We start from the raw sequence: 25,537 nt of genomic DNA on the forward strand, positions 1-25,537 counted from the left end.
CCGGTGTGAGCGTGGTATGTCCGGGCAGACGGGATGTGATCTTGATGCCGAGAGGTGAGGGGACACCGCCCATGGCCTACTTCGGGCGTCGACCGCGTGCCGGTCGCCAGTATGTGTTTAGTCTGCGGCATCTGTCCCTCTGCTTCGGGCTGATCGCCATCGTTCTCTGTGGCGCGGGTCTCCTGGTGAAAGTCGCCGCGAGGGAGGCCGAGGACCGTCCCGTTGCGGCCCTGGTGGCGGGGGTGGCTCTGGGTCTGTCGGCGCTCGCCGCCGTCAGGGTAGTGCGGCGCCGCCGTAGCTGTGCCGCGTGGCGCACCGTCGAGGTTCTGCCGGCGCCGGGCGACGCGGCGGCTGTGGACCCCGCCCCGGTGGTGCCGTCGATCGTCGAGGAGCCCGCCTGGGAGGCCGGGGACGAGACTGAGGGCGAGGTCGCGTACGAGGCGATGACCCCAGAGGAGTTCGAGCTGGCGGTCGCGGAGCTGTGTGGACGTGATGGCTGCGAGGATGTCCGCGTCGTCGGCGGAGCGGGTGATCTGGGCGCCGACGTACTCGCCACCGTGCCCGATGGCCGGCGCCTGGTCATCCAGTGCAAGCGCTAAACACCGCCCCCCACAAGGTCGGCTCCCAGGACGTGCAGCGCTTCGGAGGGACGTGCTTCGCCGTGCACGAGGCCCATATCGCCGTAGTGATCACCACGAGTGAATTCACCGAGCCGGCCGTCGACTACGCGGCCGCGTGCGGGATCCGGTGCGTCGACGGGCGGGAGCTCATCGAGTGGGCCCGGCACACCGGCCCCGCGCCGTGGATGAGCTGATCTCCGGTCAGGGCTCGTCGTTCAGCGCGGCGATGTCGGAGAGCGTCACCGGTGCGGCGAGCGGTCGGCGGGCCGGCCCGAGGAGGTCGCTCGCCTCGGGTGACCGTCCGGTGAGAGCCGCCGCCACCTGGGCGGTGGCGAAGCCGCACACCCGGCCCTGCGGGCCAGCATCCTCAGCGTCCGCAGGTCCCGCGCGCCCAACTCGCGGGCCGCGCGGCACAGGTCCGTGGTACGTCACCTCCTCGCAGAGGCAGCCGAGGGCGTGATCGTCCGGTTCGTCCTGCCGGTGTGCCCCCCCTTCCGACCGGTGGCGGCGGCGTGCTGGTGAGCGCGGACGATGGTGGAGTCGATCTGTACGAGCCAGTCGATGTCACCGGCCGCGTCGGCGCGGGCCTGGAGCTGCTGCAGAGCTCCGGTGAAGACACCGTCCAGCGCGTACCCCACCATGATCCACCCACCAGTGATCTTTGAAGACGGACCCTAGTGGGGCGGTTGCGGCGGACGAGCAGGTGGCGGTGTCTGTCGACGCCGATGCGTCGCCAGTCACCCACGATGCCTGCACCCCGGCGTCCAACGCGGCGGCGATCATCTCCCGGGCCAGGCGGGGCTTGGTCGCGAACTGCACAGCGACGACAACCAGAACGCCGCCCAGCCCATACGGTTCTACTCCCTCCAGGTCCGGCTGCCCGTCACGCAGGCGGCGGTCACGGGGTGAAGGGGACCCCCGCGCGGCAGAGCACGTTGGCGTAGAAGGTGTCCTCACCCGTCCGTACGGCGAACTTGACGTTCCGGACCCTGGCCTTGAACTCTTCGTGGTCGACGAGTTCGGGGTCGAGCCCGAAGGAGCGCAGGCCGGTGTGGACGGCGGGGTTGACCTCGCGGACCTTGTCGGTCACCCAGCTGTGCTCGACAACGATCTCGTGGAGCACGGTCTGGACGACGTCCAGGAACGGGGAGTGGCCGTACCGGTAGCCGAGATCCACGACTGGGGTGTCGGGTGCCAGGGGGAGCCCGGCGTCGCTGATCACGAAGGTGTCGGTGTGGCGGAGACCGGCGATCAGCCCGGCCAGCTCGCGATGGATGATGCCGCTGCGTTGCACGGGTTCAGTCCTCTTCGGTAGGGGGAGTGGTGGGGGTGAGGGCGCGCAGTGTGGCCAGGTCGGCGTACTGCTGGGGCGCGCCGGAGACCCGTACGGCCAGGGAGCCCGCGGCGATGCCCAGGCGGGCGGCGTCCAGGAGCGAGTCACCGGCGGCGAGCCGGGCGGCGAGCACCCCGGCGAAGGCGTCACCGGCGCCCGTGGTGTCCACGACGGTCGCGGGGACGGCCGGGAGCGCGGTGGAGACGCCGTCGGCGTCGGTGACGACCGCGCCCGCCTCGCCCAGGGTGGTGACCACGGCCTTGGCACCCCGGGCGCGCAGCGCGTCGTGCGCACTCCGCACGGCCGCGGCCTCCGGCGTACCCTCCGCCCCCTTTGTCGCCAACTGCCCTGACACCAAAGCCTGTTCGTGCTCGTTCACGATGAGCACGTCACAGCGGGCGATCAGGTCGTCGGGGAGTTCGGCGGCGGGGGCGGCGTTGAGGAGGAACCGGCCCCGGCAGGCGTCCGCCGCGCGTCGTACGACGTCCAGCGGGATCTCCAACTGGGCCAGTACGACGGCCGCTTGAGCCCCGAGGCCCTCGGTGGGGTCGCCCTCGGACGGCCACTGGTGGTTGGCCCCGGCGACCACCACGATGGTGTTGTTCCCGGCCGCCGTGGTGATCCACGCGGTACCGGTCTCGGCGCCGGGCACCGTGGTCACCGCCTCGACGTCCACTCCGCCGGCGACCAGCCGGGCACGGGCCCGGTCCGCCTCGGCGTCCTCGCCCACCCGGGCGATCATCGCCGTACGAACGCCTCCGGAGGCCGCCGCAGCCGCCTGGTTGGCGCCCTTGCCGCCGAGGGTGACGTACGCGGTACGGCCGAGGAGGGTCTCGCCGGGGGAGGGGAAGGCGTCGGCGACGACGACATGGTCGATGTTCACCGAGCCGATCACCACGACGAGGGGTGACGTATCCGTCACGGGCTCGGGTACGGGGGCGGATGAGGGACCGGCCTCAGGCATGCGCGTCCCCTTGCACGGCCCCGGTGATCAGCCCGACCAGCTCGTCACCTGTGGTGGCGGAGACGGCCCGCCGCGCGGCGGTCTGGCCTCGGCGCAGTACGTACGCGGTGTCGGCGACCCGGAGCACCTGCGCCATGTCGTGGCTGATCAGCAGCACGGTCACCGACGCCTCGCGGAGCCGGTCGATGAGCTCCTCCACGGCCGCCGTCTCCCGGACGCCCAGCGCTGCGGTCGGCTCGTCCATGATGACCAGGGTGCGGCCCCAGTTGGCCGCGCGGGCGATGGCGATGCACTGCCGCTGACCGCCCGACATCCGCCGCACGGTGCCCCGTACGTTCGGCACGTTCACGTCCAGCCGGGACAGGATGTCGCGGCTCTGGGCGATCATGGACTTCTTGTCCAGCACCCGGAACGGGCCGAAGCCGCTGGTCAGCTCGTGGTTGAGGTAGAGGTTCTGCCAGACCGGGAGGTCCTCGATGAGGCCGAGGGTCTGGTACACCGTCTCGATGCCCAACTGCCGGGCGTCGTCGGGGGAGTGGAACCGGATCTGCTCGCCCCGGAAGCGGATCTCGCCCGCGTCCGGCGGGTGCACACCGGTCAGACAGCGCACCAGCGTGGACTTGCCCGCGCCGTTGTCGCCGAGGAGCGCGGTGACCTCGCCGGGGGCCAGCTTCAGGTCCACGCCCTGGAGCGCGTGGACCGCGCCGAAGGACTTGCGCAGCCCGGTGATCTCCACGAGCGGGGAGACGACTTGACTGGCCGAGGCGGCGCTCTGGCTGGCCGGGGCGGCGGCGGATGTGCCCGTCACACGGGCCGGAGTGTCCGTCATGGCTGGCTTCTCCTACTTCTGGAACCGGGAGATGAAGGCCGCGCCGAGTACGACGGTGCCGACCGCGATGGGCTGGTAGTACTGCGAGATGCCGACCAGGGTGAAACCGTTGATGAGGCTCTGGAGCAGCAACGCGCCGGTCACCGTGCCGAGTACGGAGGCCTTCCCGCCGAACAGGCTGGACCCGCCGAGGACCACCGCCGCGATGGAGCTGAGCAGCAGGTCGGTCTGGAGGCTGGGGTCGGCGCCGCCCGTGCGGGCCACGAACAGCACGGCCGCGACCCCGCAGGCCAGCCCGGAACTCGCGTACGCGATCAGCCGGATACGGTCGACGTGGATGCCCACACCCCGCGCGGCCTCGATGTTGCCGCCGGTCGACAGCAGATAGGTGCCGGTACGGGTGCGGTAGAGAAGGAAGCCCACCAGCGCGGCCACCACGAAGGCCAGTACCCAGAACCAGCGCAGCGGGCCGATGCTGTTGATCGCCAGACCACGCAGGAAGTCCGAGTTCACGGGGACGGTGTTGCCGCTGGTCAGCAGCAGGGTGAGACCGCTGACCACGGAGAGTGAGCCGAGGGTGACGATGAAGTCGGTCATGTTCAGCCGGGCCACCAGCAGACCGTTCACCACGCCCACCGCCAGCCCGGCCAGCAGGGCCAGGCCGACGGAGACGGTCAGTCCCCAGCCACTGCTGTAGGCGTACCCGAGGACCGCCGCCGACCAGGGCAGGTTGGAGCCCACCGAGAGGTCGATACCGGCGACGGTGACCACCAGCTGCTGGCCCATGGCGAGGACCAGCAGGATCGAGGCGGACACCAGCAGGTCGCTGATGTTGGACGTGGTGAGGAAGTCGGGCGTGGCGATGAAGAAGACGAGGAACACCACGCCCAGCCCGATCGGGGCGGCGAACCGTGCCGCCGCCGCGACCGAGAAGTCCAGGCCGGGCCGTCCCGGCGCCTGGGTGTCAGCCATGATCAGCTCACTTCCCGGCCGAGGTGAGCGGGTTGTCGAACGGGACGAACGGCTGCGGGAAGGAGCGGATCGCCTTGTCCACGTTGCTGGAGTCGATCAGGGCGATCGGGGCGACGATCCGGGTGGGCACCTTCTTCTTGGCGACCAGGTTGATGCAGGCCTGCACGGCCAACTGGCCCTCGGCGTACGGGTACTGGGAGATCGTGCCGCTGAGGGTGCCCGCCTTGACCGCCTTCAGCGCGGCGGTGATGCCGTCCACCGAGATGATGGAGACCTTGCCGGTCAGACCGGCGTTGCGGACCGCCTGCGCGGCGCCCAGACCCATGGTGTCGTTGGCGGCGAAGATACCGGTGATCTTCGGGTGGGCCTTGAGGATGGCCTCGGTGACCGTCTGCGCCTTGGCCTGGTCGTAGTCGGCGGGCTGGGTGGCGACAATGTCCAGCTTGCCCGCGACCTTCTCCGAGAAGCCCTTCTGGCGGTTGATGCCGTTCTGCTCACCGGCGATGCCCTGGAGGAGGGCCACCTCGCCCTTGCCGCCCATGAGCTTCAGCAGGGCCTCGCCCGCCTTCTCACCCGCCGACAGGTTGTCCGAGCCGATGAACGAGGCGTACGACACCCCGGCCTGCTTCGAGGCCTTCGCGTCGATCTTGGTGTCCAGGTTGAGGATCGGGATCTTCTTCTGGGCGACCGGGACGAGCGGGGTGATCACGTTGGTGGCGTTGACCGGTACGACGCCGAAGCAGTTGTAGTCCTGGCCCGCGAGGGTGGAGATCTTGGCGTTCTCACCCGTGCTGTCGGTCTCCGACGCGCCCGCCTGGACCTCCACCTTGACACCCTGCTTCTTGCCCTCGGCTATCGCGCCGTCGCGCAGCGCCGCCCAGTAGGGGTTGGTGAAGTCCCGGGTGACGATGGCGATCTTCGCCTCGCCCGACTTGCTACCGCTGCCGGAGCTGTCCCCGCCCCGGCCGCAACCGGCCACCACCAGCAGCATCGTCGCGGCGGCGGCGACAGCGGTGGCGGAACGGACTCTGCGTGCGGTGCGGTTGGCAGTGGCGCCGGAGTTGGCGGTGACGTTGGTGTTCATGGGTGTGCCTTTCGTCGCGTCATTGCGTCAAAGCGGGGTGGGGTGGGGTGGGGTCGGCGCGGGGCGCGGGGCGCGGGGGTCCGGACTCCGAGGCCGGGGGAGGCTGGGTCGGAGTCCGGGAGTCCGGGAGTACGGGAGTCCGGGAGTCCGGGGCCGGGGGCCGGGGGCCGGGTTTGAGGCCGGGGCCAGATGAGCCGGGGGCCGGGGACCGGGGGCCGAGCTTGGGGTCGGGGCCAGGTGAGCCGGGGCCCACGGTGAGGTCGTAGTCCGTCGTACGGGTCAGGCGGGTCGTACGAGTCGTACGGGGTGTAGGCGACGTACGGATCGGGCATTTCGGTGCGAGCCGGGCGCCACAACCGGTCGCCGCTCTAACCGCTCGCCCGCCGTCGCTATAAGCACTCGCCGATCATCGAGTCGCCCCCGGCGGGGTCCGGGCAGCCGCAGGAGCCGCGGGCGATCAGAGTGGTGGGGTGGGTGATGTGCTCTGCCGGGAGGGCGGGGTCGGCGATCTTGGCCAGGAGCCACTCGACGGCCGAGCGGCCCAGCTCGTCGAAGGGCTGCCGCATGGTGGTGAGCGCGGGCACCGTGTACTCGCTGCCGTCGATACCGTCGAAGGCGCAGACCGCCACGTCGTCGGGGACGCGCAGCCCCAGTTCGGCGGCGGCGCGCAGGACGCCGATGGCCTGCTCGTCACTCGCCACGAAGAGCGCGTCCGGATGTCCCGCGTCCGCGAGCATCCGCCGGCCGGCCCGGTACCCGTCGGCCCGTCCGAACGGCACATGCGTCAGCGACGCGCTCCCCGGATCCCGCCCGGCCTCGACGAGGGCCCGGCGCCAGCCCGCGACCCGGTCGACCGTCGGGTGCACGCCCTCCAGCCCGGCGATGCACCCGATCCGCTCCCGGCCGTGACCGAGCAGATGGGAGGTGGCCTGGTACGCACCGCCCTCGTTGTCGGTGAGCACCTGCGTCGCCCCCGGCAGCTCCAGCTCGCGGTCGAGCACCAGCCGGGGCACGGTCGTCTGGTCGGACAGCTCCGCGACCCAACTGTGCGGGCCGTGGATCGGGACCACGATGAGCCCGTCCACCTGCCGGTCGAGCAGGGTCCGGATGTACGTCGCCTCACGGGCGTCGTCACCCATCGCGTTGCCCAGCAGCATCGTGTAGCCGGAGGCGAAGCCGACATCCTCGATGACGCGGGCCAGCTCGGCGAAGAAGGGGTTGGAATTGTCGGGCACGACCAGCCCGAAGGTCATGGTCCGCGAGGTCTTCAGGGACCGGGCCACCACGTTGGGGCGGTAGCCGAGCTCGTCTATCGCCGCGAGGATCCGCTCACGGGTGGCGGGGGCGACCTTGCGGGGGCCGTTGTTGAGGACGTAGCTGACCAGGGCCTCGGAGGTGCCCGCCAGGCGCGCCACGTCGCGGCGAGTTGCCATCAGACCCTCCTTCGGTGCGGGGCTGCGTTTCGTGAGCATCAACTCGTGTTGTCAACACGAGTTGATGCGGTTGCGTTGGATGAATATCGACCCCTGATCCGCTGATGCGCAAGAGGTTGTCCGAAATCCTTTGGTAAAGAGTTCGAAACCCTCCTTTGTGGGTGAAACTCGGGCGGGACCTTGATCATCACCTCGCTGATCACCTGATCATCGCCCTGATCATCGCGGCGGGATGAATCCGCCGCCCCCTGCGTTGGTGTCTTCCTGAGGAGGCTTGGGCGCGCACGCCTTCGGCGGCTTCCACGTGGCGACCAGCGCCGCCCTCTGCTACGCAGGCCCGAAGACCTTGGTGCCGTTGCGCACGGAGGAAAGCAGTGAGTAGTGATCGGTCAGCAGGACTGCGGCGACACAGCCCTGAGTGAGGGCGGAGCCGAGGTTGGCGGCTACCAGGACAGTCCGCCGCGGCAGGCGGTCGGCGGTGGCGCCCCCGACGAGGAGGAAGACGAGCAGCGGCACCATGCGCGCGGCTACCACTACACCGAGGTCGTTAGCCCGGCCCGATGCTGAACGCGGACCCCTTCACCAAGGGCCTGGTCCGGCTCATCGGCTCGACGAAGCACCTCCCCGACCACCTCACACTGCCGCCGATGGGCGGCATGGGCACCACGCTGGAGTCCGAACTCGCCGAGGTCGTGCTGATACCGGACGAGACGGTGCGACACGGCTTGGAGCAGGCGGTGGCTCACAGTTGGAAGGACCACGATCTGACCTGGCTCTCCGGGCGCGACTGGTCGACCCGCACGGCCGAACTGTTCCGCGACGTCTGGCGTGACCACCTCGCCGCCGACTGGCCGCGGCGCCGGGCACTGCTCGAACGCGACGTCACCTACCGTGCTGGCCTACTCGCTGCCTACGGTTGGCCGCGCGCCCTGCAGCAGATGAGCCGACGTAGCGCCCGGGTCGGCACAGACGCGATCCGCTTCAGTGACCGCCCAGGGCCGGACCGCAACGTCGGCGCCAACGGCATGCTCTTCGTCCCGGTCACCAAACAACGCGGCAGTTGGTTGTGCAAAGGGCCGGCAGGCCCACCTGCACTCGTCTATCCGGCACGCGGTACCGGTGAGACGGCCGGCCCGGGCCGCACTGCCCGCGCGCTCGCCCGCTTGCTCGGCCCAGGCCGCGCCACGATTCTGCGTGAACTGGAAAGCCCGGCGCCCAGCAGCGAACTCGCCGCGCAACTGGATCAGTCGCTCGGCACGATCGGCGGTCACCTGGCCGCGCGGGGGAGAGGGGCCCCGCCGTCGACGCCGCCGTGCCGGAGGCCGCGACGAAGCCCACGAGGGTGGGCTACGCGAGGTGCAGCACCGCCCAGCAGGAGCTCCAGAGCCAGCTCGACGCGCTCGCCGAGGCCGCGTGCGACCCGGTGTTCTCCGAAAAGATCAGCACCCGCATCAAGGTGAGGCCAGAGTTCGTCAAGGCGATGGACTTCGCCCGCACCATCAAGAAGGCCGTCCCCCACCGCGGGTCATCCTCACCGTGCCCGAGATGAAGCGCCTCGGACGCGGCGCCGCCGAACTCCTGGCCATCGCCGAGGACCTGCGCCACTACGACATCGAACTCGAACTCCTCACCGGCTCGCGGCCGCGGAGGAGGTCATGCCGGGTACGCGTCGGTGGCGGGCGCGGTGGTGGTGTGGGTGGTCAGCTGTGGGTCGGCGGCCGCGGCGCGGGCGATGTCCACGCAGCGGGCGAAGCGGGTGCCCCGGTCGCGGGCGTGGGCGAGCAGGGCTCTGAGGGCTTCAGCCCGGGCCGGGCGTCCGGTGAGCTCGGGATGGAGCGTGAGCATGAACAGGGCCTGGTGACGGGCGTGGGCGTCGAGTTCGTCGCGCCACATGGCCAGAACGGTGTGCGGGGCCTGGATGACGGAGCCGACGTGGGGGTCCGGGAGGAAGGCGTACTGCTCCCAGTCGTCGAGTGACCAGTGCGGTGGGAGTTCGACGAAGCGGCCGCCCTCTGTGGTGGTCACGTGGTAGGGCCGGTCGCGGCCCATGAGGGAGGAGTCGTACAGGCCGTGTTCGGCGACGAGCCGGCAGGTGGTCTCGTCGGCCTGCCAGTTCGCGGCCTGGAACCCGGCGATGGGGATGCCCTGGGCCGCGAAGACCTCCAGTGCGCGGGTGAAATCGGCGCGTTGCTCGTCGTCGGTCATCTCGACGGGCGGGCGGTGGGCATAGGTGTGATGCGCGACCTCGTGACCGTGTTCCAGGATGGTGGTGGCCAGGCCGGGGTGGTGCTCGGCGACCCAGCCGGGAACGAAGAACGTGGCGGGGACGCCTTCTTCGCCGAGCAGGCGCAGCAGCCTGGGAACGCCGACGTCCACGCCGTACTGCTGGTGCGACATGGTGCTGGTGTGGGTGGCGTAGCGACGTGAGCGGGCCAGGACGGGGGAGTGCGCGTCGACGTCGATGGTCAGTGCGGCGACGGTGTTCCCCTCGTGCCAGGGGGAGGCAGTGCTGTTCACGGGCGGGTTCCTTGCGTGGGGCCGCCCCGCGCCGGCCGGGGAGAGAGCCGGCCCGGGGCGGCGCTGACGGGCTCAGTGCTGGTGGTGCCGCTCTCGCCAGCTCGCGGCGTTGGCGAGCGTGACGGTCGGCATGAGCATGGCGGGGGCGAACGTGGCCGACTCGGCGCCCTTGGCCAGTATGACTGGGTAGTCGGGGCCGGCGAGAGCGGCGCGGCCCAGGGAGATCAGGTCGGCGTGGCCCTCGTCGAGCACGCGCGCCGCCAGAGCGGGGTCGCCCAGGCCGCCGTTGGCGATGACGGGCCGCTCGGTGATACGGCGGGCCAGGGCGGTGAGGGTCTCGCCGGTGTCCAGGGTGGCGCCCTCGGCCCAGCCCTGACCCTCGCCGGCGACGTGGACGTAGGTGGAGCCGGCGTCGGCGACGGCGGTCAAGATGGCGATGGCGTCGGCGGCGCCGCCGGCCCACCGGTGGCGGTGGTCGTTGACCTTGCCCTCGGACAGGCGCACGCCGACCCAGAACGCCGGGTCGGTGATCTGCCGGCGGATCTCGCGGACGACCCGGGCGGTCAGCCGGGCCCGGTTGGCGGTGCTCCCGCCGTACTCGTCGGTGCGGGTGTTCGTGTAGTCGGTGAGGAACTGGTCCAGCAGGTAGCCATTGGCGGAGTGCACCTCGACTCCGGCGAACCCTGCCCGGTGAGCGCGGTCGGCGGCCGTGACGAAGCCCTCAACGACGGTGTCGATGTCGGCGGTGGTCATGGGGTGCGGCACGGGCCAGGGGCCTGAGCCGCCGTAGGCCGGCATCATCTCCCCGAGCGGCTGAACGGGGGAGGGGCCGGCGGTCCGGGTGCTGTGCCGGTTGCCCTGGGAGAGTGCCCCAGCATGCATGAGCTGCATCACGGGCAGGGCTCCGGCGTCGCGTACCGCCCGGGCGACGGTCCGCCACCCCTCCCCCTGCACATCGGAGATGATGCCGGGCTGGTTGAGGTAGCCCTGGCTGTAGTGGGAGTCGGTGTAGACGCCCTCGGTGATGACGACCGCGAAGCCGCCACGGGCGTACTCGGCGTAGTAGTCGGCCATCTGCGGGGTCGGCGTGCCGTCGGGGGTGGCCGACACGCGGGTCATGGGGGCGACGGCCAGCCGGTTGGGCAGGGTGGCGCCGGCCACCTGGACGGGGGTCAGGGCTGGGTGGTCCTGCATGGCGATGTTTGCTCCTCGGAACGCTGATCTGCGGTGATGCGGGTCCGCTGTGGTGTACGTGCTGCGGTCCGGACGTCAGCCGCCGGCCGGGGCGGCGTCGGCGGAGAACACCGTCACCGACAGCGGGGTGGAAGGGCCGGAATTGACCGGGGCGAGGTCCTGCGGGCAGGCGGAGAGCACGATCAGGCAGTCCATGACCGCCTCGAACGTGATCGTGTCGCCCGGCTCGGTGGAGGCGGCGTGCCAGGTCAGCTTGCCCGCGTCCTGCCTGATGTCCATGAAGACGTTGACCGGCTGCGGCACGGTGTCGGTGTATATGCCGTGCGCGGCCAGCGCGTCGACGAGGTTCTGCGCGCAGGACGCGTGGCCGGGCACGCCCAGCGCGCAGTACCGCTCGGGGTCGCAGGCCGGGATGAGCATGTCGTGCCTGCCGGCGGAGGTGTCCTCGACCAGGGTGAGGACGGGACGGCGCCGGGTGGTGACGAACCGCTCGCCAACAGCCGGGAACAGGCGGGCGGTAGCCGCGCGCGTGTGGGCGGCGCTGAGGTGTTCCGCCGGATCGTCGGCGCGGTAGACGAACAGGTCGCCGACCTGGCCGCCCTCCAGGTCGGTAATGCGCATGCGCTGATCTGCGGCGACGTGGAACGCCTCGGCACCGCGTGCGGGGACGGTCAGGGACGCGACGATGGTCGATGTCATGGGGATAACTCCAGCAGGCGAGCCGGGTGGTATCGAGGGAGGAAAGACCACTCTTCCGGGGCTTCGGGGGGTTGATCACACACCGGGGTGATGCTCCGGCGGAGGGACAGCGGCGAGGGGACCCACCGCCGGGGGGAGGTGGGGCGCCAGACAGGCGGCGGCGGCCAGCACCTGCTCGTCCGTGCCGGGCGGGCCGGACAGCAGCAGCCCGGTGGGCAGCCCGCCGACCGGTCCCATCGGCAGGGAGACCCCCGGCAGGTCGTGGCGGCGGCCTCGTGCGCCACCAGTGGCCCGTACCGCTCCAGCAGGGCGTGGACCGAGCTGAGCGCTCCTACCGCGCGGCGTCTGATCTGCACCCCGGCCCGCTCGAGAGCGGTCAGGGTCAGCTCGAACCGGGCCCGTACCGGCGGGTCCAGCGTCTGCGGCAGCGCGCCGTCGGGCACCACCAGCGTCACCTCCGGCGGCCGGACGGGCGCCGGGCGGGCCCGGTCCGGCCGCAAGGCGGCGTCCACGGCCAGCAGCCGGGGCACGGTCTGGGTGATCACCCCGACGGTGTCCAGGGAGGGCGCCAGGGGCAGGACGCCCGCGCGGGGGTGGCGGCCCTGCGACGGCCGCCACCCCACCAGACCGCACAGGGCGGCGGGCACGCGTACCGAGCCGGAGGTGTCGGTGCCGATTCCGATCTCGGCGATGCCCGTCACCACCGCCACAGCCGTGCCGGAGGACGACCCTCCCGGCACCGCGTCGGGCCGGTGCGGATTGCGGGGGCGTGCCGTAGTGCGCGTTCGTGCCCAGCCCGCCGAGGGCGAACTCGGCCAGGTTCACCTTGGCGATGGTGACCGCCCCGGCGGCCGACAGGCGCCGGACCACCGCGGCGTCCCGGACGGCGGCCGGCAGACCGGCCCGGGTGCGGGACCCGGCCGTGGTGACCGTGCCGGCCACGTCGATGTTGTCCTTGTAGACGACCGGCAGCCCGTCCACCGGCCCGGCCGGGCCCCCGAAGCGGTGAACGCGGGCGCCGGCCCTCGCCTCCCGCTGGGCGCGGTCCGCGGTGAGCGTGATGACGGTTTCCCTCGCCTCCGGCATCTGTGCCCGGCGCAGCGCCTCCTCGGCCACGGCCGTCACCGGGCCGGCCGAGCCGCTCATCGTGGACCACCGGCCACCGTCGGCGTGCGGGCCGCCACACGGCGTTCGTGGCGGGCCAACAGATAGTGCAGGCCGCCGGCCACCAGCCCGCCGGCCAGCCAGGAGAAGTCGGTGTTGCCGAGCGCGCGGGCGAGCGGTCCCTGCATGACGGACACCAGCCCGTACTGCCAGCACCAGCCCGCCACGATCCCGGCGCACAGCGCGGCCAGCGCCCGCCAGCGCCACGGCGGCCCGTCCGTCGTGTACAGGGACGCCACATCCACCCGACCCCCGCGCAGGATGAAGAACTCGGTCATCATCACCCCGGCCCAGGGGCTGATCCACACCAGGATCGACACCATCCAGTGGTCGAAGGACCGGGCGAAGGACGGGGACTGCATGAACACCAGGAGCACGCCGGTGGCCACCACCCCCGCCAGCAGCGTCACCTTCCACCGGGCCACCCGCACCCCGACGCTCAGCGCCGCCAGCGCGCAGGAGTACAGGTTCAGGATGTTGGTCGCGACCGGACCGTGCATGATCAGCAGCAGGACCGGCAGGGCCATCACCCCGAAGGCGGCGACCACCAACTGGGACGGGTCTCCGCCTTCACCCGCGCTGGCCAGGCAGGCCCCCAGGGCGGCCAGCCAGACCGTGGGCACGTACATGCCCAGCGCGGTCGCCCAGAACACCCGCCGCCCCGGCACCCCCGGGGCGACGAACCGGGAGTAGTGGGCCGAGTAGGGCACCCAGCTCACTCCCCAGCCGACGCCGATCGCGGTCAGCAGCTGGGTGACCGCGGTGAACGTCTCCCCGCCGCTCTCGGCGCTGTCGCCGCCCCAGCGCACGTCCACCTGCGTCAGCGACAGCACCGTCATCACGGCCATCACCGCCACCGTCGCGGGCTCCGTCCACTTCTCGAACGTCCGGATGGCATAGAACCCGAAGACGGCCAGCCCCAGTTGCAGGGCCATGATCACCCCGGCGACCAGGTACTTGAGCCCGTCACCGCCCTCGATGCCCAGCTTGGCGAGCAGCGTGATCGCCAGGTCCAGGATCACCCAGGTGTTGATACCTACCCAGCCCATCGTCAGCACCCCCTGGATCACCCCGGGGACAACCGCCCCGCGCCGCCCGAACACCGCGCACCCCACGGCGTTCCCGGCTGCGATGACCATCAGGGTTTCCGCCAGGCTCAGTCCCAGGGTTATCCCCAGTGCGCCCAGGACCCAGTTGATCGGCGCCACGTTGGCGCCCACTCAGATCCATCACTGGTCGCGGGCCGACGAGTCCCGTCCGTGCTCGGGGATCGGCTCCACCCCGTGTCCCGAGGATGGGAGAATGCCCACCGTGCTCACCATCAGTGCCCTTGTCGATCTTCCCCGCCTGGGCCTGTCCGTCCTCGTTCCCGGCCCGCCCGGCGCCCTCGACGCCGAGATCGCCTGGCTCCACAACACCGAACTCCCCGATCCCTCCGGCTACATCGGGCGTACCGAGCTTGTCCTGACCAACGGGCTGTGGCTACCGGCGACCCCCGCGGACGAGTTCGTCGCCCACTGCCTCGCCGCCGGCGCCGCCGGAATCGTCTTCGGCCTGCGCGACGTCACACCCCACACCCCTGCCACGCTGACCGACGCCTGCCGGGCGGTCGGCCTCCCGCTGCTCCAGCTGCCTGTCGACGTCCCGTTCACCGCCGTCACCCAGGCCGCCTCCGACATCCGCGCCACGGAACGGCAGACGCCCCTGGCCGCCTCCCTCCACCGCGGCACCGCGTTCACCGACGCCATCTCCGCCGGCACCGGCGCCGACGGCGTCCTGCGCGTGCTGCGCCGTGAGCACGAACTGCCGCTGGCCGTCATCGACCGCACCGGCGCTGTTCTCGCCCACAGCGCGGACGCGGCCCTGAGCGCCGACGCCGCGCACACCGCCGCCACCGCCCTCACGCGCACTCCTCCCCCTATGGAGCTCGCCCTCATCGAGGGCGCCACCGCCACCCTGCTGCCGGTCGGCACCGTCGGCCACCCGGATGCCGCGCTGCTGTGCCTGCGCCCCGCAGCGGACCTGACCGAGCCCCAGCAACAGGCCCTCAGCCAGGCAGCCCACTACCTGGCCATCGAGATCGCCCGCCGACAGGCCGTCAGAGCCAGCGAGGAACGCTTCGCCAGCGAACTGATCGACATGATCGTCTCCGGGGTGGGATCCCCCACCACCATTACCCGTCGCCTGGGCGCGTTCGGTATCGACCCCGAGCAGCCCCTGGCCGCGCTGGCCGTCACCAGCCGTGCCGGCGTCCCCATGACGGACCTCGCCGCCGCCACCCGCACCGCACTCCAGGACCAGGGCGTCCCCGCCGTGGTCGCCACCGGCCACGCCGACGTCGTCGCCGTGTGCACCTGGCGTCGGCCCGCCGAGCCGCTGCCCGCGTGGTGCCGCCGCCTCACCGGTACAGACGCTGCCTGGGACCGCCGGCCGCCACGCCTCCCAGACGGCAGCGTCATCGGCATCGGCGGGCCCGTCGCCGGCCCCGCCCAGCTACGCACCGCCGTGCTCGAAGCCCGCCGCGCGAGCGCCGTCCTCGCCCAGACCAGCCACCACCTCACCGTCGCCCGCCTGATCGATCTCCCCACCTATCACACGCTTCTCAGTCGGGCGGACCCCAGACCCTCCACCAGCTCACCGCCGTCCTCACGGCTCTCCGCGACTATGACGCCACTCACGACGGGCGGCTGGAGAGCACTCTGCGCACCTTCCTGGAACACCAGGCCAGTCCCTCCGCAACCGCCCGGGCCATGCACCTGCACATCAACTCCCTCTACAAGCGTCTCGCCCGCATCACCGAGCTGACCGGTCGCGACACCGCCACCCTCACCGGACGCCTGGACCTCCTGCTGGCCCTCGAAGCCGATGCCCTCACCGCCCCGTGACCGCGGCGGTGGCACACCCCGCTCCCCCGCCCGTCAGGGACAGGCGTTCGGCCAGCAGCTCTGCCGACCGGGCGACCGCGGTTGTGCTCGGCTCGAGCAGGACGGTGGAGTACTTGCGGGCGTCGCCGACGACGATCGCTTTGATCGTTTTGCCGCCTCGGGTGATGATCACGTCGAGCACGGCTTCGCACACCTCAAGCACTGGCGGACCCTCACCAAACTCCGCACCGACCCCGCCCACGCCACCCGTCTCCTGCGCGCCCTGCTCGTCATAACCAACCTCGAAGTCGACCGCTGACTGTCTTCGACGGGTAGGGAGATCTCCTGCAGGAAGTGGAGTCAGCTCCACCGTCGATACACGTGCCAGCTGGATTCGTCGCTGCTGTGTTGATCCGTAGCGTCCACGTCATGACCTTCCTTACCGCTCGTCAACCGCGACGTGGCCTGTTCATCTTCCTCGGCGTCGCCTACATCGGCATGTGGGCGGCCATGTCACCACTCCTGGCGAGTGGTTACCGGCGCGGCGACGCGCGCGAGGAGACCGGTGCGCTGGAGCAGGTGTGTATCGCGGCCGCGATGCTGGCGCCTGCTCTCGCCGCGATCCTCGTCGTCCGCTGTGTCGAGCGCAGCGGCCGGGTGCGGGACACTCTCGCCCTGCGCTGGACGAAGCCATGGGGGCGGACTGCACGGGCCTGCCTGGTGGCTTTCATCGTCCCCGCCGGCCTCACGACGGCTGCTCTCGTCATCGGCGCCTTCGCCGGCCGCTACCCGTTCGGTGGGGTGCACTGGAACGGGCTCGGTGCGTGGGCGGCCGGAGCTGTGCTGAACATGCTGGTGTCGCTTCCGTTGTTCTTCGGTGAGGAACTGGGCTGGCAGGGTTACCTTTTCCCCCGCCTCGTAGGGAACGGTGACCGCCGAAGCCTGATACGGGCGTACGTGGTCACCGGCGCGGCCTTCGCCCTGTGGCACCTGCCCACGCTGCTGATGGGCGGCCAGTACCCGGGGCGGCCCTGGTATGTGTCGGTACCTGCCATGCTGGTGAGTTGCGTCCTTGTCCTGCCGGTCTTCACATGGCTGCGTCTGCGCTCCGGCTCGGTCGTACCCGCCGTCATCGGCCATGCCTTCGTGAGTTCGGTGAGCGTCGGTATGGTCAAGGAGTTCGCTGATTCCAGCGCAGCACTGGATCCCCTGCACATGGGTATGGCCGGATGGCCCGGCTGGATCGTCACAGGCGCGTTCGTCACCTTCCTGGCGCTGACCGGCCGACTCCGGCCATCGTTCTACACGGTCTGAACCCTCCCTCACCTTGCATCGGCCCGCACACTGTAAATGCGTGTTCGGTGGGGCCGGCCCCACCAGGGCCTGGTCACGACGGTACGGGCTGAAAGCCCGGAGACTTCAAGTTGGTGGAGGCTCAAAGTACAGCACATTGACAATCGGGCGAGAAACACCGCAATGACCCTGCTGTGCGAATGTGCTGTGCGCCCATGCGCCCCACCGAAGTGTAAGTACGGGCCAAACACGACGGAATGACGATTCGGCTCAGCGAGCGAATGGACGGTTCGACATCATCGTGCGCACAACCAGTCCAATGCCGACTGGCTCTCATCGTCTGCAGCGCGGAAGATCACCAACCGCTGGTCCGGATCTTCAAGCGGCATAAGCACTTCGAAATGCACTGCGATCACACCGGCGTCAGGATGCCGCATCACCTTGTGCCCGCGGCCATTGACCTTGATGTCCCGCTCAGCCCACAATCGTGCGAACTCCTCGTTACGGGTCATGAATTCGACGATGAGGTCGGTCAATGCCCGATCCTCCGGATGTGCGGCCCACGCACCGCGCAGGTGGGCGATTCCCTCCCGCACGACGCGTTCCCGGTCGACGTAGAACTCGCGTATCTCCGGATGCATCAGGCACAGCCACATCGCATTGCGCTGTGACGGCGGCAGGGTGTCGAAATCCATGAGCAGTCGCGTCATTTCGCGGTTCCAGGCCAGGATGTCATAGCGGTGGTTCATCAGCATGGACGGCAGCGGCGACAGGTCGGCGACCAGCCGGGTCAGCGGCGACGCCGCAGTGGTGGCGGGCTTGTCGGCGTTTCGGGGGCGCTGCTGGGTCAGGTTGAAGAGGTAGGCGCGTTCCACGGGGGCCAGGCGCAGCGCCCGGGCCAGCGCCTCCACCACGTCCGCCGAGGGCCGCAGCCCGCGCCCCTGTTCCAGTCGCACGATGTAGTCGACACTGACCCCGGCCAGTTCAGCGACCTCTTCGCGGCGCAGTCCCGGGGTCCGCCGGGCCTGCCGGCGGGACGGCAGACCGAGATCGCGCGGGTTCAGCCGTTCACGGCGGGTCCGCAGGAACGCGGCCAGCTCCTGTGTGGTGTCCACGGTGTGGGTCGTCATGTTCGTTCCCAACAGCCAGGGTAGGACCGGCGTTCCCAGGAACCTCTTTCCCTTACCCGGGGCTCGCGGCGGTCACAGCCTTGTTCCCGGCAACGGATCACGAGCACAGGAGGACACGATGCCGCTCACCCTCGACACCTACCGGCTGCTGGGCCGCTCCGGGCTGAGGGTCTCACCGCTGGCGCTGGGCGCGGCGACCTTCGGCACCGATTGGGGCTGGGGTGCCGAGCAGGACGAGGCACGGAAGCTGTTTGACCTCTACGTAGAGCGAGGCGGCAACTTCATCGACACCGCCAACACCTACACCAACGGCAGCTCCGAGCGCCTGCTGGGCGAATTCGCCCGCGACAGGCGCGAAACCCTGGTGCTGGCGACGAAATATACGACGCTGCGCCGGCCTGGCGACCCGAATTCCGCGGGCAGTCACCGCAAGAGCCTGTTCGCTTCGGTGGAAGCGAGTCTGCGACAGCTCAATACGGACTACATCGATCTGCTCTACTTGCACGTGTGGGATTTCACGACACCGGTCGAGGAGATCCTGCGGGGCATGGACGATCTGGTCCGGCAGGGCAAGATCTTGTACGTGGCGATCTGTAACGCCCCGGCCTGGCAGGTGTCGCGCATGCAGGCGATCGCCGACCTGCGCGGCTGGTCGCCGCTGGTCGCGCTGCAGATCGAGTACAACCTGATCGAGCGTACCGGGGAACGTGACCTGATTCCCATGGCACGGGAGATGGGACTCGGTGTAATCCCGTATTCCCCCCTGGCCGGCGGGGTGCTCACCGGCAAGTACAGCCGCGACGACCTGACCGCGACGAACGTTGCACCCGACGGCACCCGCAAGAGCTTCAACCTCGCCTTGGGCACACTCACCGAACGAAACCTTGCCATTGCTGATGTCGTGAAGGAGGTCGCCACGGAGCTGGGCCGCACACCCGCCCAGATCGGGCTGGCCTGGACCCTTCGGAACCCGGGCGTGACGGCACCGATCATCGGCGCCCGCACCCCCGCGCAGCTGGAGGACAATCTGGGCGCTCTGGAGGTCGACTTCACCACCTCCCAACTGGCCCGCCTCGACGAGGCCAGCGCGATTGGACTCGGCTTTCCGCACGACATGCTCGCCAGTGATCACATCCGCAATGTGACCGCAGGCGACCTGAAGATCGAAACCCGCCGCTGATACCCGATCGAGCCCCGAGGGCAGCACAGCCGCTGCCCTCGGAGCGATCACCGGCATGGCCCAGGGCCGCTTGCTTGAGTGGATCTTGGTCGTGGTGATCGCTCGGCCTTGCAGTCGCTGATCACCCCGGCCGCCAGGGCCGGGTCCGCCGCAGCTACTTCACCCACAAGGCCATGCAGCGTAGTGATCGAGACGGGCAGGCCGATCCGACCGGCCCGCGCCCGCTGCCTCGGGCGGCCGGCTGCGGGACACCGAGCGCGCCGAGCTGGAGCGGCTGCGGATGTCGAGGTCGTTTAGCTTGTCGGGATCGCCGGAGGTGGCGCCGGTTCCGGATCAAGGTCCGGTCCGGGAGCTCGTGTCTGCAGGTCTGCACCCACCTTTCGCCTGACCCAGCTGGGCCCCGCCCGACCTGGACGCCGAGGCCCGAGAAATCGCGCTCCACGGCTGAGGCGCCGCCGCCACGGTGTCCCTGGCCAGGGACACCGCAGCAGAGAAAAGTCCAAGCGTTCTCGGCTCGGCACCGATCGAGCTCCACTGCCGAGCGGTCGGACCGAGGCGAGGGCAGGACGACCACAAGGTGAGCGCGGTGGCCCACCCCGGACGCCCGCACCGCGGCACCTACCGATTGCCGCAGGTCAGGTGTAGAAGCGGGACAGGCTCTGCATGACGGCCGCGGGCTTCGTGCCGCCGTCCACCTCGATCCTGCCGTCGACGGTGATCTGGACGCCGCCGGGTACGTCCTCGACCGAGGTGAGCCGGGCGACGAGCCGAATGCGGGATCCGGCCTTCACCGGCGCGGGGAAACGCACCTTGTTCAGCCCGTAGTTGACCTTGGTGGTCACACCCTGTACGTCCAGGAGTTGGGTGAAGAGGGGGATGAACAGGGACAAGGTGAGGTAGCCGTGCGCGATCGGCGAGCCGAAGGGGCCCTGAGCCGCTCGCTCCGGGTCGGTGTGGATCCACTGGTGATCGCCGGTGGCGTCGGCGAAGGTGTCGATGCGATCCTGCGTGACCTCGATCCACTCGCTGGTGCCGAGGTCGCTGTCGGCGAGCTTCTTCAGTTCGTCCAAACCGTTGACGGTGATGCTCATGAGCCGGCTTCCTGTTCAGGGGCTGGGGTGCCGTAGCGGTGACGCACGCGGGACTTGAGGATTTTTCCGGAAGCGGTGCGCGGGAGTTTGTCCCCGACCACCACCGACTTGGGGATCTTGTACTTGGCGAGCTGCCCGGACAGTGACGTCAGCACCTCGTCCGGGTCGAGTTCGGTGTCCGCTGCCGGGACGACGACCGCCCGGGGTACCTCGCCCCATGTGTCGTCCGGGACACCGATGACCGCGCACTCGGCGATGCCCGGGTGGGCGAGGAGGAGATCCTCGATCTCGGCGGGATAGATGTTCTCGCCGCCAGAGATGATCACGTCCTTGATCCGGTCGACGATGTACACATAACCGTCTTCGTCGACCCGGGCCGCGTCCCCGCTGCGGAACCAGCCGTCCGTGAGGGCGGCCTCCGTCTCCTCGGGCAGCCCCCAGTAGCCGGACATGACGTGTGGTCCGCGTACCACCACTTCGCCGGTCTCGCCGACGTCGACCGGGGTGAGGTCGGGCCGTATGACCCGTACGTCGCTGAAGAAGTGCGGTACGCCCGCCGAGCCCGCTTTGCCGACGGCGTGTTCGGCGTCCATGAAGAGTGCGCCGGGCGCGGCCTCGGTCATGCCGTAGCCCTGGAGGAAGGTGAGCCCGCGCTCCTGGTAGGCGGCGATGAGCGGGGTCGGCACCGGTGATCCGCCGCAGGTGAGGATGCGGAGCGAGGACAGGTCGGCGTTCGGCCAGCGGGGGTGCCGGGCCACTTGGTCGAACATCGTCGGCACTCCGAACATGAAGGTGATGCCGTGCCGCTCGATCAGGTCGAGGGTCGCGCCCGGGTCGAAGGCCTCCGTCAGGACGCAGGTACCGCCCTTGAGCAGTACTGGCAAAGTCAGCATGTTCAGGCTGGCGGTGTGGAACAACGGGGCGGAGACCAGGGCCCGTTCGTCGGCGATCAGGTCGTGGTCGACCAGGACGTTGACGGCGTTCCAGGTGACGTTGGCGTGGGTGAGCATCGCGCCCTTGGGATGGCCGGTCGTCCCCGAGGTGTACATGATGAGGCAGGTGTCGTCGGGGGTGACCGGTTCGTCGATCGGCTCAGCCGGGGCGGCTGCCAGGGCTTGTTCGTATGCGTCGCCGATCTCGACATGGGTCCGTACGTCGGTGCCGGCCGGCAGTCCGGCAACGAGTCCGGCGTGTGCGGGGCCGTGGATGAGGGCCTTGGCGCCGGAGTCGGCGAGTTGGTAGGCGATCTCGGGTCCGGCGAGGCGGGTGTTGAGGGGGACGAAGACGGCGCCGAGGAGGCCGGCGGCGAACAGGGTCTCGAGATAGGCGGGGTGGTTGGGGCTGAGGTGGGCGACGCGGTCGCCGCGTTCGATGCCTCGGGCGCGCAGGGCGTGGGCGAGGCGGGTGGCGCGTGTGTGCAGGGTGCGGTAGTCGGTCGACTGCTCGCCGTGGATCAGGGCTGTGCGGTGTGGGGTCTTGCGGGCCCGGCGTGCGGGCCACGACCCCAGTCCCTCGTTGCGCATCTGACCACCTCTTACAGTTGCGCCAGCCCGAGCAGGCGGGCCGCGTTTTCCTTGAGGATCTTCGGCTTGACCGTGTCTTTGATGGAGAGCTTCTCGAAGTCGGTCAGCCATCGGTCCGGGGTGAGCACCGGGAAGTCCGAACCGAACAGGACCTTGTCCTTCAGCAGCGTGTTGGCGTACTGCACGAGCTGTGGCGGGAAGTACTTCGGCGACCAGCCGGACAGGTCGATGTACACGCCTGGCTTGTGGGTCGCCACCGCCAGGGCCTCGTCCTGCCAGGGGAATGACGGGTGCGCCAAGACGATCTTCAGCTTCGGGAAGTCGGCGGCCACGTCGTCCACATGGAGCGGGTTGGAGTACTTCAGGCGGATGCCGCCTCCACCGGGAACACCGGCGCCGATGCCGGTCTGGCCGGTGTGGAAGAGCGCGACGGTGCCGGTCTCCTCGATCACCTCGTACAGGCCGTACGCCACCGAGCGGTCGTTGGGGTAGAAGCCCTGGATGCTGGGATGGAACTTGAAGCCCTTCACCCCGTACTGCTCGACCAGCCGCCGGGCCTGCTTCACGCCCGCCTTCCCCCGGAAGGGATCGATGGAGGCGAAGGGGATGAGGACGTCCGCGTTGGCGGCGGCGGCCTCGGCGACCTCCTCGTTCGGGATGGGCTCGGTGCCGGTCGCGGACTCGGCGTCCACCGTGAAGATGACAGCGGCCATCCGGCGCCGGCGGTAATAGGCGGCCGTCTCCTCCACCGTGGGCTTCCGGTTGCCCTCGATCCCGAAGTAGGCGGATGAGGCGTCGTGCAGGTCGTCGTCCAGGGAGGAATGGCCCTTGGAAGACACCTCCGCGTGGGTGTGGACGTCAATGGCGACCAGATTCTGAAGGTCCATCACGCCTCCGGGATCCGCGGCGCGGGGATGCCCACCGTCTGCGGTTCGGCGCCGACCGATGTGGGCCAGGCGTCGGCGAGGGCGTCGGAGGTCCAGCCGCCGTCGGCGTAGGCGGTCCGGATCTCCTGCGGATGCGACCAGAGCGCCACCTTGTCGCCGCCGATGCCGATGCACTGGCCGGTGATGCCGCGGGCGGCGTCGGAGGCCAGGAAGGGGACGAGGGCGGCGCAGTCCTCCGGAGTGCCGAATCCCTCCCCCTTGCGCAGGAAGTCCGGCAGCGGTTCGCCGTTCCTCAGGGCCTCGACATACGGGGCGAAGGCGGGAATGGTCTCGGTCATCGCGGTGGCGGCGACCGGCACGATCGCGTTGACGGTGATGTTCGCGCGGGACAGTTCCATGGACCAGGTGCGGGCCATGGCGGCGATTCCGGCCTTGGCGGCGGCGTAGTTGGTCTGGCCGAAGTTGCCGCGCTGCCCGGCCGGGGAGCCGACGAGGACGAGTGTGCCGCCTTCGCCCTGCTCGCGCATGCGTACGGCGGCGGCGCGGGCGCAGGTGAAGGTGGCTCGGAGATGGGTGGTGATGACGGCGTCGAAGTCCTCGTCGGTCATCTTCCACAGCACCTTGTCGCGCAGGATGCCTGCGTTGCTGACCAGGACGTCGAGCCGGCCGAACTCCTCGACGGCACGGCTCACGAGACGGTCGGCGGCCTCGGCGGCGCCGACCGGGACCACCTCGGCCACGGCGCTGCCGCCGGCCTTGGTGATGGACTTGACGGCCTGTTCGGCCACGGCTTCGTCGACGTCGTTGACGACCACGGACGCGCCGTGGGCGGCGAGGGCGTGTGCGTAGGCGAGGCCGAGGCCCCGTCCGCTGCCGGTGACGACAGCGGCCTTGCCGGTCAGATCGATGGTGGGCACGAGCGGGTCCCTTCGCATGGGGTGCGCCTGTGCGGCGCCGGGATGCGGCTCGAGGTCGAAGCTAAGAGCAATAATTGTCGTCGTCAATAGTTGTTGGTTACCTTCGGGTGCGTCATGCTGGACTCCGCACATGAGTGAGACCAACCCCGCTGGGGAGCCGAGATCGGCGCCCCGGAACCGAGACCTGGGAGCCCGCCATCGCCCGTCAGCACATCGACAACCCGCCCCCCATCGACGCGGACGAACCGTGGATGCGGGCGTTGCACGCGGACACGGGCTATCTGCTGTACCGCCTGGGTCTGCGCTCCGGTCAGTTGTTCAACGCGTTCCTCCAGGAGTCGGGGCTGCGGCTGCGGCACTACGCCGTGCTGCGCTTCCTTGCCACCTGCGAGGGCGCGTTGCAGCGAGAGCTCAGCGCCCGGCTCGGTTACGACCCGAGCGCGATCGTCGGCCTGGTGGACGACCTGGAGAAGCTGGGCTTCGCCGAGCGCCGCCCCGCACCCGACGACCGTCGCAGCCGCATCGTCATCCTCACCGAGGGCGGCCGCGTGTTCCTCCGTGACACCGGTCAGGCAGGTCAGCGTGTGACCGACGAACTGCTCACCCCGCTCGCCCCCGCCGAGCGGGAGACGCTGCACGCGCTCCTGGCGCGCGTTGCCGGGAACAGGCCCGACTGATGCCCCCCGCCGGGTGTCCGGCCGTGACCGCCGCCCGGCCCGCACCCGACCGGGTGCCGCTTGCCGCACGTGCCTGGGCGGCGGCCTCGTAATGTGTGCGTGTGACCGAGCCAGCCCTGCGCCCCCAGTCCCTCCTGCTCAGTTTCCTCGGTGACGAAGTACTGGGCCGCGGGGTGTGCGTGTATACGGGGAGCGTCATCGAGGTGTTCCGGCGCGCGGGAGTCGGAGAGCAGGCCACCCGGTCCACCCTCACCCGCATGGTCGGCCGCGGCCTGCTGAGTCGTCGGCGCGAGGGCCGGCGGACCTACGTCGGCCTGACCGATCGCTCGGAGGCGATCCTCCGTGATGGCGAGCGGCGCATCTGGAAGACGGGCGCGGTCAACCGGGAATGGGACGGCACCTGGACCCTGCTCGGCTTCTCGCTCCCGGAGTCGTGGCAACGCCAGCGGCACGATCTGCGCTCCCAGCTGACCTGGGCGGGCTTCGGCACGCTGTTCAGCGGACTGTGGATCGCGCCAGGCGAGATCGACGTCTCCGGGATCGTGGCCGAGCTGGGCCTGGCCGCGCACGTGAAGGTCTTCCGCGCCCGCGGGGATGCCGGCATGAACATCGCCGAAATGATCAACGATACCTGGGATCTGGGCGGCCTGTGCGCACGGTACCGCGACTTCGACGCGTTCTGGCGGCCGTACGCCTCGGGTGGCGTGGACCTGGCGGGAGAGGACGCCCTCGCGCTGCGCCTCCGGTTGACCACCGAGTGGCTCCAGGTCATCCGCAGTGATCCCCGGTTGCCTGTGCGGCACCTGCCGGCGGACTGGCCCGCCGCCGGGACGGAGGAGACATTCCGCGCGGTCCACGCCCTGTTGGAGATGCCCGTCCGGGACGCGGTGAGCCGGCTGATCGAAACCGTTCCGGCGTAGCCGTCTTTCGCAGATGTCACACCACGGCGCGGCTCCCGCCTCGAGCGAAATTGTGCACAGCCTTGACGGCGGTAAGAAATCGGCCCTACATTCCCCACGCCTTCGTTCAGTGCACTGAGCATTTCCCGGGTTCCCCGCTCCGCAGCCGCCCACAAGGAGCTTCCCAATGCTGATGTCAAGCTGCTGCCGTAACAGGCGATGTGGCTTGGTAACACGCTCCGTCGCGGATCATGGCCCACAGGACAT

At 70.1% G+C, this 25,537-nt stretch carries 28 protein-coding genes and 3 pseudogenes; 10 read left to right on the plus strand and 21 right to left on the minus strand.

Annotation, left to right across the window (positions count from 1 at the left end; translation table 11 throughout):
* Positions 1–71: 71 nt before the first annotated feature.
* On the plus strand, positions 72–599 hold the full coding sequence (locus tag ACFZDL_RS41725; protein ID WP_353595723.1) for a restriction endonuclease: 528 nt from the start codon (positions 72–74) through the stop codon (positions 597–599).
* A gap of 32 nt (positions 600–631) precedes the next feature.
* Positions 632–814 (plus strand): restriction endonuclease, encoded by a 183-nt coding sequence (locus ACFZDL_RS41730; protein ID WP_353595724.1) that lies wholly within the window; start codon positions 632–634, stop codon positions 812–814.
* 7 nt (positions 815–821) lie between these two features.
* On the opposite strand, the gene ACFZDL_RS41735 is transcribed toward ACFZDL_RS41730, so the two are convergent.
* From ACFZDL_RS41735 to ACFZDL_RS41775, 9 genes are all read right to left on the minus strand, one after another.
* A complete protein-coding gene (locus ACFZDL_RS41735; RefSeq protein WP_353595725.1) occupies positions 822–965 on the minus strand; it encodes a hypothetical protein in 144 nt (47 codons plus the stop codon).
* Between the two features lie 83 nt (positions 966–1,048).
* Entirely contained in the window at positions 1,049–1,261 is a 213-nt protein-coding gene (locus ACFZDL_RS41740) for a hypothetical protein (protein WP_391193951.1), read from the minus strand.
* A 257-nt stretch (positions 1,262–1,518) separates the two neighbouring features.
* Positions 1,519–1,914 (minus strand): D-ribose pyranase, encoded by a 396-nt coding sequence (gene rbsD, locus ACFZDL_RS41745; RefSeq protein ID WP_353595726.1) that lies wholly within the window; start codon positions 1,912–1,914, stop codon positions 1,519–1,521.
* A gap of 4 nt (positions 1,915–1,918) precedes the next feature.
* The gene (locus ACFZDL_RS41750) at positions 1,919–2,917 is read right to left on the minus strand and encodes a ribokinase (protein ID WP_353595727.1); all 999 of its coding nucleotides are present in this window, start codon (positions 2,915–2,917) and stop codon (positions 1,919–1,921) included.
* On the minus strand, positions 2,910–3,746 hold the full coding sequence (locus ACFZDL_RS41755; RefSeq protein ID WP_353595728.1) for an ATP-binding cassette domain-containing protein: 837 nt from the start codon (positions 3,744–3,746) through the stop codon (positions 2,910–2,912). The genes ACFZDL_RS41750 and ACFZDL_RS41755 overlap by 8 nt, the downstream gene beginning before the upstream one ends.
* Positions 3,747–3,758: 12 nt before the next feature.
* On the minus strand, positions 3,759–4,718 hold the full coding sequence (locus tag ACFZDL_RS41760) for an ABC transporter permease (RefSeq protein ID WP_353595729.1): 960 nt from the start codon (positions 4,716–4,718) through the stop codon (positions 3,759–3,761).
* 7 nt (positions 4,719–4,725) lie between these two features.
* A complete protein-coding gene (locus ACFZDL_RS41765; protein ID WP_353595730.1) occupies positions 4,726–5,802 on the minus strand; it encodes a substrate-binding domain-containing protein in 1,077 nt (358 codons plus the stop codon).
* 389 nt (positions 5,803–6,191) lie between these two features.
* On the minus strand, positions 6,192–7,235 hold the full coding sequence (locus tag ACFZDL_RS41770; protein WP_353595731.1) for a LacI family DNA-binding transcriptional regulator: 1,044 nt from the start codon (positions 7,233–7,235) through the stop codon (positions 6,192–6,194).
* Between the two features lie 327 nt (positions 7,236–7,562).
* Positions 7,563–7,754: a hypothetical protein gene (locus ACFZDL_RS41775; RefSeq protein WP_353595732.1), complete on the minus strand. Its 192-nt coding sequence runs from the start codon at positions 7,752–7,754 to the stop codon at positions 7,563–7,565.
* A 41-nt stretch (positions 7,755–7,795) separates the two neighbouring features.
* Here ACFZDL_RS41775 and ACFZDL_RS41780 point away from each other — a divergent pair, with 41 nt between their 5' ends.
* On the plus strand, positions 7,796–8,695 hold the full coding sequence (locus ACFZDL_RS41780; RefSeq protein WP_353595733.1) for a transcriptional regulator: 900 nt from the start codon (positions 7,796–7,798) through the stop codon (positions 8,693–8,695).
* Positions 8,638–8,784: pseudogene (locus ACFZDL_RS41785) on the plus strand (hypothetical protein); the annotation flags it as partial. The gene ACFZDL_RS41780 and the pseudogene ACFZDL_RS41785, both read left to right, overlap by 58 nt.
* A gap of 104 nt (positions 8,785–8,888) precedes the next feature.
* Here the strand turns inward: ACFZDL_RS41785 and ACFZDL_RS41790 are convergent.
* The 6 genes and pseudogenes from ACFZDL_RS41790 to ACFZDL_RS41815 all read right to left on the minus strand — a co-directional run bounded on the left by ACFZDL_RS41790 (position 8,889) and on the right by ACFZDL_RS41815 (position 14,029).
* Positions 8,889–9,752 (minus strand): polysaccharide deacetylase family protein, encoded by an 864-nt coding sequence (locus ACFZDL_RS41790; RefSeq protein WP_353595734.1) that lies wholly within the window; start codon positions 9,750–9,752, stop codon positions 8,889–8,891.
* A 72-nt stretch (positions 9,753–9,824) separates the two neighbouring features.
* Positions 9,825–10,946 carry an NADH:flavin oxidoreductase gene (locus ACFZDL_RS41795; RefSeq protein ID WP_353595735.1) on the minus strand — a complete coding sequence of 374 codons (1,122 nt, stop codon included), beginning with the start codon at positions 10,944–10,946 and terminating at the stop codon, positions 9,825–9,827.
* A 75-nt stretch (positions 10,947–11,021) separates the two neighbouring features.
* A complete protein-coding gene (locus ACFZDL_RS41800; RefSeq protein WP_353595736.1) occupies positions 11,022–11,645 on the minus strand; it encodes an urea carboxylase-associated family protein in 624 nt (207 codons plus the stop codon).
* Positions 11,642–12,394: pseudogene (locus tag ACFZDL_RS41805) on the minus strand (amidase family protein); the annotation flags it as partial. The pseudogene ACFZDL_RS41805 and the gene ACFZDL_RS41800, both read right to left, overlap by 4 nt.
* A gap of 25 nt (positions 12,395–12,419) precedes the next feature.
* Positions 12,420–12,791, minus strand: a pseudogene (locus ACFZDL_RS41810) (amidase family protein); the annotation flags it as partial.
* A complete protein-coding gene (locus ACFZDL_RS41815) occupies positions 12,788–14,029 on the minus strand; it encodes a cytosine permease (protein WP_353595738.1) in 1,242 nt (413 codons plus the stop codon). The gene ACFZDL_RS41815 and the pseudogene ACFZDL_RS41810, both read right to left, overlap by 4 nt.
* Positions 14,030–14,111: 82 nt before the next feature.
* Between ACFZDL_RS41815 and ACFZDL_RS41820 the strand changes: the two genes are divergently transcribed.
* Positions 14,112–15,614 (plus strand): PucR family transcriptional regulator ligand-binding domain-containing protein, encoded by a 1,503-nt coding sequence (locus ACFZDL_RS41820; protein ID WP_353595739.1) that lies wholly within the window; start codon positions 14,112–14,114, stop codon positions 15,612–15,614.
* Positions 15,560–15,694 (plus strand): helix-turn-helix domain-containing protein, encoded by a 135-nt coding sequence (locus ACFZDL_RS41825; protein WP_353595740.1) that lies wholly within the window; start codon positions 15,560–15,562, stop codon positions 15,692–15,694. Before ACFZDL_RS41820 ends, ACFZDL_RS41825 begins: the two co-directional genes overlap by 55 nt.
* Here ACFZDL_RS41825 and ACFZDL_RS41830 read toward each other — a convergent pair.
* Positions 15,681–15,875, minus strand: coding sequence for a hypothetical protein (locus ACFZDL_RS41830; protein WP_353595741.1), 195 nt, complete (start codon positions 15,873–15,875; stop codon positions 15,681–15,683). The two genes, ACFZDL_RS41825 and ACFZDL_RS41830, sit on opposite strands and share 14 nt — an antisense overlap.
* Before the next feature lie 152 nt (positions 15,876–16,027).
* On the opposite strand from ACFZDL_RS41830, the gene ACFZDL_RS41835 reads away from it, so the two are divergent.
* Positions 16,028–16,987: a CPBP family intramembrane glutamic endopeptidase gene (locus ACFZDL_RS41835; RefSeq protein ID WP_353595742.1), complete on the plus strand. Its 960-nt coding sequence runs from the start codon at positions 16,028–16,030 to the stop codon at positions 16,985–16,987.
* Between the two features lie 275 nt (positions 16,988–17,262).
* Here the strand turns inward: ACFZDL_RS41835 and ACFZDL_RS41840 are convergent, their stop codons facing one another.
* Complete coding sequence (locus ACFZDL_RS41840) at positions 17,263–18,096, minus strand: helix-turn-helix transcriptional regulator (RefSeq protein ID WP_353595743.1); 834 nt, start codon at positions 18,094–18,096, stop codon at positions 17,263–17,265.
* Between the two features lie 118 nt (positions 18,097–18,214).
* Here ACFZDL_RS41840 and ACFZDL_RS41845 point away from each other — a divergent pair, with 118 nt between their 5' ends.
* Positions 18,215–19,276, plus strand: a complete 1,062-nt coding sequence (locus tag ACFZDL_RS41845) for an aldo/keto reductase (RefSeq protein WP_353595744.1) — start codon at positions 18,215–18,217, stop codon at positions 19,274–19,276.
* A 635-nt stretch (positions 19,277–19,911) separates the two neighbouring features.
* Here ACFZDL_RS41845 and ACFZDL_RS41850 read toward each other — a convergent pair.
* The 4 genes from ACFZDL_RS41850 to ACFZDL_RS41865 are packed head-to-tail and all read right to left on the minus strand — an operon-like array spanning position 19,912 to position 23,694.
* Entirely contained in the window at positions 19,912–20,367 is a 456-nt protein-coding gene (locus tag ACFZDL_RS41850) for a MaoC family dehydratase (protein WP_353595745.1), read from the minus strand.
* Positions 20,364–21,890, minus strand: coding sequence for a long-chain fatty acid--CoA ligase (locus tag ACFZDL_RS41855; RefSeq protein WP_353595746.1), 1,527 nt, complete (start codon positions 21,888–21,890; stop codon positions 20,364–20,366). Before ACFZDL_RS41855 ends, ACFZDL_RS41850 begins: the two co-directional genes overlap by 4 nt.
* 11 nt (positions 21,891–21,901) lie before the next feature.
* Complete coding sequence (locus tag ACFZDL_RS41860) at positions 21,902–22,777, minus strand: amidohydrolase family protein (RefSeq protein WP_353595747.1); 876 nt, start codon at positions 22,775–22,777, stop codon at positions 21,902–21,904.
* Positions 22,777–23,694 (minus strand): SDR family oxidoreductase, encoded by a 918-nt coding sequence (locus ACFZDL_RS41865; protein ID WP_353595748.1) that lies wholly within the window; start codon positions 23,692–23,694, stop codon positions 22,777–22,779. The genes ACFZDL_RS41860 and ACFZDL_RS41865 overlap by 1 nt, the downstream gene beginning before the upstream one ends.
* Before the next feature lie 251 nt (positions 23,695–23,945).
* On the opposite strand from ACFZDL_RS41865, the gene ACFZDL_RS41870 reads away from it, so the two are divergent.
* On the plus strand, positions 23,946–24,371 hold the full coding sequence (locus ACFZDL_RS41870; protein ID WP_353595752.1) for a MarR family transcriptional regulator: 426 nt from the start codon (positions 23,946–23,948) through the stop codon (positions 24,369–24,371).
* A gap of 95 nt (positions 24,372–24,466) precedes the next feature.
* Complete coding sequence (locus ACFZDL_RS41875; protein WP_353595749.1) at positions 24,467–25,291, plus strand: PaaX family transcriptional regulator C-terminal domain-containing protein; 825 nt, start codon at positions 24,467–24,469, stop codon at positions 25,289–25,291.
* Positions 25,292–25,537 lie beyond the last annotated feature (246 nt).

It is taken from the genome of Streptomyces sp. NPDC007917 (assembly GCF_042959105.1).
Classification (GTDB): Bacteria; Actinomycetota; Actinomycetes; order Streptomycetales; family Streptomycetaceae; genus Streptomyces.

What these genes read in the sequence shown, in the direction of transcription:
- ACFZDL_RS41725 (WP_353595723.1), top strand. Translation starts at nt 72, where the DNA reads ATGGCCTACTTCGGGCGTCGACCGCGTGCCGGTCGCCAGTATGTGTTT.
- ACFZDL_RS41740 (WP_391193951.1), bottom strand. Translation starts at nt 1,261, where the DNA reads ATGGTGGGGTACGCGCTGGACGGTGTCTTCACCGGAGCTCTGCAGCAG.
- ACFZDL_RS41750 (WP_353595727.1), bottom strand. Translation starts at nt 2,917, where the DNA reads ATGCCTGAGGCCGGTCCCTCATCCGCCCCCGTACCCGAGCCCGTGACG.
- ACFZDL_RS41755 (WP_353595728.1), bottom strand. Translation starts at nt 3,746, where the DNA reads ATGACGGACACTCCGGCCCGTGTGACGGGCACATCCGCCGCCGCCCCG.
- ACFZDL_RS41760 (WP_353595729.1), bottom strand. Translation starts at nt 4,718, where the DNA reads ATGGCTGACACCCAGGCGCCGGGACGGCCCGGCCTGGACTTCTCGGTC.
- ACFZDL_RS41765 (WP_353595730.1), bottom strand. Translation starts at nt 5,802, where the DNA reads ATGAACACCAACGTCACCGCCAACTCCGGCGCCACTGCCAACCGCACC.
- ACFZDL_RS41770 (WP_353595731.1), bottom strand. Translation starts at nt 7,235, where the DNA reads ATGGCAACTCGCCGCGACGTGGCGCGCCTGGCGGGCACCTCCGAGGCC.
- ACFZDL_RS41775 (WP_353595732.1), bottom strand. Translation starts at nt 7,754, where the DNA reads ATGGTGCCGCTGCTCGTCTTCCTCCTCGTCGGGGGCGCCACCGCCGAC.
- ACFZDL_RS41780 (WP_353595733.1), top strand. Translation starts at nt 7,796, where the DNA reads ATGCTGAACGCGGACCCCTTCACCAAGGGCCTGGTCCGGCTCATCGGC.
- ACFZDL_RS41795 (WP_353595735.1), bottom strand. Translation starts at nt 10,946, where the DNA reads ATGCAGGACCACCCAGCCCTGACCCCCGTCCAGGTGGCCGGCGCCACC.
- ACFZDL_RS41800 (WP_353595736.1), bottom strand. Translation starts at nt 11,645, where the DNA reads ATGACATCGACCATCGTCGCGTCCCTGACCGTCCCCGCACGCGGTGCC.
- ACFZDL_RS41820 (WP_353595739.1), top strand. Translation starts at nt 14,112, where the DNA reads ATGCCCACCGTGCTCACCATCAGTGCCCTTGTCGATCTTCCCCGCCTG.
- ACFZDL_RS41825 (WP_353595740.1), top strand. Translation starts at nt 15,560, where the DNA reads ATGCACCTGCACATCAACTCCCTCTACAAGCGTCTCGCCCGCATCACC.
- ACFZDL_RS41840 (WP_353595743.1), bottom strand. Translation starts at nt 18,096, where the DNA reads ATGACGACCCACACCGTGGACACCACACAGGAGCTGGCCGCGTTCCTG.
- ACFZDL_RS41845 (WP_353595744.1), top strand. Translation starts at nt 18,215, where the DNA reads ATGCCGCTCACCCTCGACACCTACCGGCTGCTGGGCCGCTCCGGGCTG.
- ACFZDL_RS41850 (WP_353595745.1), bottom strand. Translation starts at nt 20,367, where the DNA reads ATGAGCATCACCGTCAACGGTTTGGACGAACTGAAGAAGCTCGCCGAC.
- ACFZDL_RS41855 (WP_353595746.1), bottom strand. Translation starts at nt 21,890, where the DNA reads ATGCGCAACGAGGGACTGGGGTCGTGGCCCGCACGCCGGGCCCGCAAG.
- ACFZDL_RS41860 (WP_353595747.1), bottom strand. Translation starts at nt 22,777, where the DNA reads ATGGACCTTCAGAATCTGGTCGCCATTGACGTCCACACCCACGCGGAG.
- ACFZDL_RS41870 (WP_353595752.1), top strand. Translation starts at nt 23,946, where the DNA reads ATGCGGGCGTTGCACGCGGACACGGGCTATCTGCTGTACCGCCTGGGT.